Raw genomic sequence first — 8,226 nt, forward strand, 5'->3', positions numbered from 1 at the left:
CCTTGGCAATCTCAAATAAGTGTATAGCCAGCCATTTTGCAAGAAAAAATAGTTAAAATTATTTTTCGTTTTGCCACCAATCAATTAGCCCATATTCTTAAAACCTTCATCTTTTGATACTGGAAACTGTCACTTTACTCTGCTTAGATTAATACATCCTCAAGAGAGCAAAGTGAACGGAGCGATGCCATGATAAAGTTCAAATATCTTTTAAATCAGGACAATTTTGAATTACAAGCTAGCAACTGGTGTGGCCTAGAAAAAGTATTACTCAATGGTAAAGTGGTATCGCAAAAATTCAACTTCGGCATTTTAAGTCGTCACGATGTATTATTGAAAAACGGTAAAAAATACAATTTTCAGTTATTAGTTGATCCTCAAACCGATCTGCTAACATGCCGAATTTATAATCAAAAAAATTTAGTCACTGTACTGAAACAGGGTAAAAATCAGCTACAAAAAAGCCAGCGACTCATTGAAGCTGGCATGGTTTTGATGCTGTTTTCGCTACTCACGGTTTACATGGTGTTTTAACCGTTAGCAATTGTAAATTCAAGGCGCACTTTTGCTTGTGCCTCAACTGGATTTCCATCAACAAATTTAGGGGCATAGCGCCATTTTTGAATGGCCTCTAACGATTCTGTTTCAAAACGTTTTCCGCCCTGAGAATCTGATACTGATGCCGCCTTAACAAAGCCATTTTCATCAATGGTAAACACCATTTCAACCCATCCCGATTTTCTATCTATCGCATAGGATTTTGGATAACTTGGATGATGTCTAAATAAAGGGACTTGCTCCTGATCATCCGACCAAGGTTTCATTTTACCAATCGCAATACAGTGTGCTGTCGCTTGTTGGCTATTATTTTGTTTCTCATACAACTCAACAAGCACAGCGTGGGCATGTAACTCTGATGGATGGCTATAATCAAGGGTTTGGTACTGTTTAATAACCTCAAGAAATAAGCCTTCAGCAGTATCATAGCGCTTTTGAGCAAACTGGATAGATGCGGCCAAATAAGTGGCATCAACACGTAAAATCGAATCCTCAGGAAGATGCTGACTGTATATGTCATACGCCTTCAAGCCATAATTTTTTATGGTGTTGTTATATAAAGGGGTTTTATATAAATGTTTAAATGCGGCAGAATAAACTTCAGCCAGCACTAAAGGCTGATTTAATGACTGTGCCACCTCAATGGCATCTTCAAACAGTGCTTTGGACTTTTTATCATTAGTTGTTGATTCTGCAGCTAATAACATAGGATCTAATACTTCAATGCTATCGTCACCATAATGCGCAAGGTAGCGAGTCAACACTTTGTCATAATTCTGACTTGCAAGAAGGTTTTCACCACTGTCACGTTGCGCATTGGCAAGGTTCATCAGTAACTTCGCTGTATCTATATGGTTTTCACCAAAGCTGACTTTGCCCAAATCATAAGCTTGCTGCGCATGCACTAATGTTTGCTCTACATCTTTTGCCGCTACGGCTTGTTGATAAGCTTGATAACTTGAAGAAAAGTCTGCGGCTTGTGCCATAGGCGAAACTAGACTCGACACTAAAATACTGCCGTAAACGCACATTTTTATTTTTGCTGCAAGAATATGTGAATTAAATTGGAAGGTGTTATTTTTCATCTAGATTCCATTCTCTATTTATCAAAATAAAGTACCTAAACTTGGTACTAAAAAAACATCATGTTTTCCACAAAACGCTAATATCATTTCCCGTATAACGTCACCACAACTGCGCCACCTAAACCCACATTATGTTGTAAGGCTAAGCGAGCACCTTGCACCTGACGATCGCCTGCTTGACCACGTAAATGCCACACAAGTTCTACACATTGCGCGATACCTGTTGCCCCAATAGGGTGACCTTTTGACATCAAGCCGCCTGATGGACCAATAACAAATTTACCCCCATAGGTATTATTACCCTCATTGATAAACTGCTCTGCTTCGCCCTCTGCACACAGGCCTAAAGCTTCATAAGTTATCACTTCATTTGGGGTAAAACAATCATGTAATTCAATTACATCAATATCTTGCGGTGCAATACCCGCAGTATTATACACGTTAGTAGCGGCCATAATAGTCATTGGCTTACCAACAGCATTGATTGGATCTTGCCATGAGACCTGTGTGTCAGTTGCCATAGACTGAGCCAAAATTTTCACTGCTGCCCCAAGGTTGCGCTGTTTTGCAAAACGCTCACTACACACTATCACTGCGGCCGCGCCACAAGTAGGTGGGCACGCCATTAGACGGGTCAAATACCCATCATAAATGACCTTGTCGGCTAACACCTGATCAGTGCACAGTGGCGTTCTAAATAACGCGTTTGGGTTATTTATAGCATGACAGCGAGACTTGACAGCCACCTGTGCAAATAACTTAGAAGACACATGGTATTTGTCCATATAATGCTTACCCGCAGCGCCAAAAGCACGCAGAGCAATTGGAGCTTCGGGCGCTTTAAATGTCGATAATACGGGATCAATTCTCATAAATGGACTTTCATGCTCCAGCCAATGCGAACCTAAAGCACCGGGTTGCATTTCTTCAAAACCAAACGCTAACGCACAATCGATTTCCCCCGATAACACGGCTTGTCTGGCTAAATACAGCGCAGTAGAACCACTAGCACAATTATTGTTTACATTAATGATTGGGATGCCAGTTTGGATCACGTCGTAAAAGGCATGCTGGGCGCAGGTGCTGTCACCATAAATATACGCACCAAAAGCCTGTTGAATATCACTTGCCGATAAACCACTATCGGCTAAAGCACATTCAATCGCCTTGGCGGCCATGACCCGGTAAGGCTGATGTTGGCCAGGCTTGCAAAACGGCGTCATTCCTACACCTGCGATCACGACCTTATTCATGGCGTTTCCTTACAGAACTCAACTAATTCAGCCATGATACAGATTTGATGAATAACCTGATATTGGCCGCTACCTGCCGTGACGGTAGTAATTGTGATTTGGCTCCCCCCGTCAAGTGTGTCTGCTAGCACAGTGTTGATAATTGTCCCATCACGCATAAAAGTTATGGCTGAGGCAAAGTCACCCACGTCTAAATCACGATACAGTTTTACGCTGATGCTGCCTATTGAACGCGGCTCTAAACGCCCTTCTTCAATCACGACTGACATGCCATTTTTTAACGCTAGCACCTGCAAATAACCATCCAACTGACTTAGGGGCTTTTTTGTTAGCCTGTTGTCTGTGCCATTTTCCATATCGCTTTTGGCACTCATAGCAGAACTGCTGAATACTAATACAACAGCTAAAATCATACTGTTACATATTTTCCACATCACGAAACTCCTTTTTAGGCCTAACAGTGATAATACCCTGAATGATTGCAATGTGAATAATCAGCCTCAGCTTTGTTTAATAAACAAAGTGACCTATCTCACAGTCACCTATCTCACCGCAATTTCACATTTATTGATTAACATCAAACAAATGGCGATTTTTGTAAACAATTTGTTGAGATTATTAATTTGTAAGGCACACTGAATAAATTACATACTGATTTTTATGGAGGATAGATGTCTGCAGTGTTTAAGCTTTTAACCTCAATGTTCAGTAGTTTTAAAGATTTGGTTCCCATTATCTTAGTTGTTGGTTTTTTCGAAATTTTTATCCTAAAACAAGCGCCCGAAAATTTAGGCTCAATTTTAATTGGCCTAATGTTTATCGTCCTTGGGCTCACCTTTTTCGTGTTTGGCCTTGAAATGGGTTTATTTCCAATTGGAGAGTCTCTTGCTGAAGCCTTAGCCCGCAAAGGCAGTGTTTTTTGGTTAGTGATATTTTCTTTCTCATTGGGGTTTGGCACGACTTTAGCTGAACCTGCGCTTACCGCTGTCGCCAATGAGGCCGCAAAGGTTGCCGCCGAATCAGGCGCGATCGCTGAAGATGAGACAGCGTTAAATGATTACGCCATGGGATTACGCTTGACGGTTGCGATATCAGTGGGTTTAGCCATTTTACTCGGCGTGATCCGTATTTTAAAGGGCTGGCCAATTCATTACATCATTATTGGCGGTTATGTATTAGTGATGATCCTCACTTCGTTTGCACCACCCAGCATAATCGGTATCGCTTACGATTCAGGCGGCGTCACCACATCAACAATCACAGTCCCTCTAGTGACCGCACTGGGTGTTGGCTTAGCGACCGTCATTAAAGGACGTAATCCCATGCTTGATGGATTTGGATTAATCGCCTTTGCCAGCCTCACACCGATGATTTTTGTGATGGTTTACGGCATGATTTTTTTATAAGGAGCCCAGATGTTTTATCAGTTATTGGACACCTTATTACTGACGGCCAGAGACGTGGTGCCCATTGCCATAATCTTATTTGGTTTTCAATTAGGGGTACTTAAACGCCCTATTCCTAACTGGCGTAAAGTCGCGCTCGGTTTTGTGTATGTCATTATTGGGCTAACGTTTTTCTTGGTTGGGCTTGAACTGGCCTTATTTCCCATTGGCGAAAGCATGGCGAATCAACTCACCACAGCGGCATTTTTACACCCTGATGGCGCACCTACTCCTTTTATTTGGCAAGACTATATATGGGTTTATATCTTTGCAGCAGCCATCGGATTTAGCACCACCATCGCCGAGCCATCGCTCATTGCGGTGGCGATTAAAGCTAATGAAGTATCTGGCGGCACCATTGGCATTCAGGGGTTACGTATTTCTGTGGCGATAGGTGTGGCCTTTGGGATTGCTTTAGGCTGTTTTCGTATTGTGGTTGGCGACCCCATTCATTACTACATTATGGGCGGCTATATTATTGTGGTCATTCAAACCTTTTACGCGCCTAAAATGATTATTCCATTGGCATACGACTCGGGAGGCGTCACCACCTCAACCGTTACTGTGCCACTTGTTGCCGCATTAGGGTTAGGTTTAGCCACCAATGTGGAAGGTCGTAACCCCTTAATTGACGGCTTTGGCCTGATTGCTTTTGCCAGTTTATTTCCCATTATTTCTGTGATGGCCTATGCCCAAATAGTTGAATATATCTCTAAACGAAAAGCTGACACTGAGCAGCAAGAGGAGCATACAGATGCGCTTTAAATTAATTGTCGCCTTTGTTGATGACGACTGTACCGATGAAATTTTAGATGCCGCACGTGAGGCCGGCGCCACTGGCGCAACGGTAATCAACCATGCACGGGGTGAAGGCTTAGTAAAGAAAAAAACCTTTATGGGTTTAGGGTTAGATGTGCAACGAGATGTCATTCTATGGTTAGTTGAAGAACACATGTCACGCCATATTTTAGAAACTATTGCCAAAGTGGGTAAATTTGACACGAATAAAGGCCGTGGCATTGCCATTCAAATTGATGTTGAAGACGCTGTTGGGGTTGCCCATCAAGTACAAGAGCTGACAAAAGAGATTGAGGATCAGATATGAACGCTAAAACCCCTGTCAGAAACCGCGATGTGTTAAACCAAGATTACGCCATGGTAGAAGGGACTATTACGGTTTCAGAGGCGATTGCCACAGCGGTGGCTAAAAATGTCAAAGTGTTAGTGGTAAATAAGCGCACTGAACATGATGAATATGGATTAGTGTTAATGAGTGATATCGCACGTAAAGTGTTAGCTAAAGACAAATCACCGGATCGCACCAACGTGTACGAAATTATGATCAAACCGGTTTTTTCAGTCTCGGCCGATATGGACGTACGTTATACCGCAAGACTATTTGAGCGTTTTGACATCAATAAAGCGCCAGTATTAGAAGACAACGATATAAAAGGGTTCGTCACCTACGACGATATCGTGTTAAAAGGGATGATTAATTCATATTAATTGCAAATCCAGCACTCAATGAGCATCAGCATTCCAGCGTTTGCCATGTTGAAGAATTAGGGCGATTTAGCTTTGAGGATTAAGTTTCATTGACGTTTAAAGCCTTTAATCAAGTTGACTTGATGACATGCTAGAACCTGTTGCGAATTGCTCACATCACGCCGATGAACAATCACGTCTATCGGCTTTATAAATTAGAGGGTTTAACCATACGAGTCTATTAGAGGCGTACCTTGTTTTAGCTATGTTTATCTGACGTGTTTAATCAGATAAATTAGCAAAGTATTAAGGTCATTTTCAGCAGATATAATCACTATGTGAGTTAAAAAACTTGGCTATCGACTTCGCCAATAAACTCAATACATGCTTTGACTCGAGTTAACTGCACTGCTGACAACGCTGATAACTCAAAGTATTGATATTCACTGTGCTCATTGCTGAGCCTAATAGCAGCAGGCTCAACGAGAGTGCATTTAAAAATAAAAACCTGTGATTGATACGCACTGTGATAATAAACACCTGAAAGGTAATCGATTTTAATATCGCAGCCTAATTCTTCGAAGCATTCTCGCTTAACAGCTTGGTGTATTGTTTCACCGAATTCTAGCGCGCCACCAGGTAACCCCCAATGTTTAGCACCATAAGTCGCTTTCACTTGTAACACTTGGCCTTGCCTATTTGTTATGACTGCATGGGCACTGAGCCGAAACATATCGTTATATGCCATTTAAATACCTATTCAATTCGTCATAGACTAACAAAAAAATTCATTAAACAATTGATTTAAAATTATAAAAAATTTTATACCAATAAGAATATGCATGCTCGCCACTCATCAACATGATAAATAGCGAGCATACCAGAAACTCTGCCCATATTGTGTAGATTGAATCAATATCAATAAATTGTGAGAAATTAACCCACATGGGAGCAGATGGGCACATCTAACCAGACCTAACCTAAGTAAGCTGGTACATCACAATTAACCCATCTATCTTCGGCAATAAGGGCTTTCACAAGCTAACGCCATACGCCCCATTCACCAGTGGTACCGGGCTCTTCACCCTGTGTCCACCACTGCGCTGACCACTGTTTACCATTATGATTAACCTTATCTCCAGCAGTATAAACGGCTTTGGCATCCCAATCATTTCCTGGTTCAGGGCTTGGGCCAGGACCGGGGATAATTTCAGTAGGTAAAACAGTGAAACTATACACGGTAGAATCTTGCTCACCTTGGCCTGAAAGGGTTAATTCAAAACTTAACTGTTGTTCAGTATTGTCTAGTGAATCGGTCTTAATGATCAATTCATTATTGGCGCCAATTGCCGTTTCAACAGGTAATCCACTTATTTGGTTCCACGTAACTGAATCGATATCACCAATACTGTCTTTTGGCGTTAACACCACAAGCTCACCATAGCTGACCGATGCATTTTTAATGACTTGTAAAACAGTAGGCGTAATAACAGCTTCTAAATATTGATTCGGTGCAGAAATGCTGAACAATCCAGATCCCTCACCGTCTTTAGTATTAATGAAGTTATTATGTAATTCGTCACGGAAATACATATAGTGATTCATTTCTGCATGCCAACGACCAATAAACACATGACCACCATAATTGGTTTCATAATAGCCATTTACTTGCGATGCCAATAGACGATCCCAATCTGTGGCATTGTCTTGAGTGATGATGAGTGAAAAACGTGTGTGCTCCACTCCATCTTTGCTGAAAACAGTGTAATTAACCGACTCACCCACTTTAGGCGTTGATAGCTCGATATGATCAGGAATAAATGCCGCACCCTGTTCTAAATAGGGTAAACCTGGTTCTGGAGGATCTATCGGGCCATCACCTGCAATAGTAATATCACTGCAATTATAAAACCCCTCTCCCACAGCATCATCTCGTTGCCAACGAGTATACAAAATTGCATCACCACTGCGATCGGCTGGAATGGTCACATTCATACGGTATTTTTTATCACTCCCTACCGCGATGTTGCCATACTCTTGAATAAGCGTTAAATCATCCCATTTTAACGGCTTAGAAACATCAACACCGACTTTTGTGATGTAAAACTGCCAAAAAGAAGGGTTATGGGGTGCTGTTGCATTAAACACTAATTCAAAAGTGCCTGGTTGCATTTGTGTTCGGGTCCACTGTGAATGCTCAGCGCCCATACCACGTTTTTGTGGATCGTTGGCATAACATAAACTGCCATCAGGTATCGCGGCTTTAACGGCTTCCATATTATTGTAATGAGGAGATGCAATGTTGATAGCAAATTCATTACGCTGTAAGCGGTCAATTAACCGGTGAAGCTTATTCTGCTTTACCTAGATCAACATTCCACGGCAGTAAATCAGACAATT

10 protein-coding genes are annotated in these 8,226 nt (G+C 41.7%); 5 read left to right on the top strand and 5 right to left on the bottom strand.

What is annotated here, in order from left to right; all coding sequences use genetic code 11:
* Positions 1-189: 189 nt before the first annotated feature.
* Positions 190-534, top strand: coding sequence for a hypothetical protein (locus OHT75_RS05840; RefSeq protein ID WP_264725534.1), 345 nt, complete (start codon positions 190-192; stop codon positions 532-534).
* On the opposite strand, the gene OHT75_RS05845 is transcribed toward OHT75_RS05840, so the two are convergent.
* The 3 genes from OHT75_RS05845 to OHT75_RS05855 all read right to left on the bottom strand — a co-directional run bounded on the left by OHT75_RS05845 (position 531) and on the right by OHT75_RS05855 (position 3,330).
* Positions 531-1,643 carry an energy transducer TonB gene (locus tag OHT75_RS05845; protein ID WP_264725535.1) on the bottom strand — a complete coding sequence of 371 codons (1,113 nt, stop codon included), beginning with the start codon at positions 1,641-1,643 and terminating at the stop codon, positions 531-533. The two genes, OHT75_RS05840 and OHT75_RS05845, sit on opposite strands and share 4 nt — an antisense overlap.
* Before the next feature lie 83 nt (positions 1,644-1,726).
* Positions 1,727-2,896 (bottom strand): lipid-transfer protein, encoded by a 1,170-nt coding sequence (locus OHT75_RS05850; RefSeq protein WP_264725537.1) that lies wholly within the window; start codon positions 2,894-2,896, stop codon positions 1,727-1,729.
* The gene (locus OHT75_RS05855) at positions 2,893-3,330 is read right to left on the bottom strand and encodes a PliI family lysozyme inhibitor of I-type lysozyme (protein ID WP_264725538.1); all 438 of its coding nucleotides are present in this window, start codon (positions 3,328-3,330) and stop codon (positions 2,893-2,895) included. The genes OHT75_RS05850 and OHT75_RS05855 overlap by 4 nt, the downstream gene beginning before the upstream one ends.
* Before the next feature lie 237 nt (positions 3,331-3,567).
* Here OHT75_RS05855 and OHT75_RS05860 point away from each other — a divergent pair, with 237 nt between their 5' ends.
* From OHT75_RS05860 to OHT75_RS05875, 4 genes are read left to right on the top strand one after another with little or no spacing between them, the layout of a single operon-like run.
* Entirely contained in the window at positions 3,568-4,302 is a 735-nt protein-coding gene (locus OHT75_RS05860; protein ID WP_264725540.1) for a DUF1538 domain-containing protein, read from the top strand.
* Between the two features lie 9 nt (positions 4,303-4,311).
* Positions 4,312-5,106: a DUF1538 domain-containing protein gene (locus OHT75_RS05865; RefSeq protein WP_264725542.1), complete on the top strand. Its 795-nt coding sequence runs from the start codon at positions 4,312-4,314 to the stop codon at positions 5,104-5,106.
* Positions 5,096-5,446 (top strand): P-II family nitrogen regulator, encoded by a 351-nt coding sequence (locus OHT75_RS05870; RefSeq protein ID WP_264725543.1) that lies wholly within the window; start codon positions 5,096-5,098, stop codon positions 5,444-5,446. The genes OHT75_RS05865 and OHT75_RS05870 overlap by 11 nt, the downstream gene beginning before the upstream one ends.
* On the top strand, positions 5,443-5,847 hold the full coding sequence (locus tag OHT75_RS05875; RefSeq protein WP_264725544.1) for a CBS domain-containing protein: 405 nt from the start codon (positions 5,443-5,445) through the stop codon (positions 5,845-5,847). The genes OHT75_RS05870 and OHT75_RS05875 overlap by 4 nt, the downstream gene beginning before the upstream one ends.
* A gap of 322 nt (positions 5,848-6,169) precedes the next feature.
* Here OHT75_RS05875 and OHT75_RS05880 read toward each other — a convergent pair whose 3' ends face one another.
* Both OHT75_RS05880 and OHT75_RS05885 read right to left on the bottom strand, forming a co-directional pair.
* On the bottom strand, positions 6,170-6,574 hold the full coding sequence (locus tag OHT75_RS05880; protein WP_264725546.1) for an NUDIX hydrolase: 405 nt from the start codon (positions 6,572-6,574) through the stop codon (positions 6,170-6,172).
* A gap of 293 nt (positions 6,575-6,867) precedes the next feature.
* A complete protein-coding gene (locus OHT75_RS05885; protein ID WP_264725547.1) occupies positions 6,868-8,103 on the bottom strand; it encodes a lytic polysaccharide monooxygenase in 1,236 nt (411 codons plus the stop codon).
* Between the last annotated feature and the right edge of the window lie 123 nt (positions 8,104-8,226).

Origin of the sequence: Shewanella subflava (assembly GCF_025971955.1) — a bacterium.
GTDB classification, from domain to species: domain Bacteria; phylum Pseudomonadota; class Gammaproteobacteria; order Enterobacterales; family Shewanellaceae; genus Shewanella; species Shewanella subflava.